Annotated in this window: 1 pseudogene; it reads left to right on the forward strand. The window is 39.1% G+C overall.

What is annotated here, in order from left to right:
* Window positions 1-238, forward strand: a pseudogene (locus H6B30_RS16210) (DUF2004 domain-containing protein); the annotation flags it as partial.

Below are 238 nucleotides of genomic sequence, written 5' to 3' on the forward strand. Positions count from 1 at the left end.
TGAATTTCTATGATGGCGTGCCAGAACATGACTGGGTTGCAGAATACGAGAGTTATATCAAGAACTTAAAACAACATAAAACCAATGTAGAAGCCGCCATTCGTTCAGATTACGAAGATGGAGGTGATGTAAAAGAATATGTTGATTTTCATCTTGAAGAATTGGATGCTTCTACCATAGATAATGTCTTAGCAGGTACAGATGATTCCAAGCCCAAAGAGGAAAGGCTGTTGTCGGT

Origin of the sequence: Marseilla massiliensis, assembly GCF_016899955.1 — a bacterium.
GTDB lineage: Bacteria > Bacteroidota > Bacteroidia > Bacteroidales > Bacteroidaceae > Prevotella > Prevotella intestinigallinarum.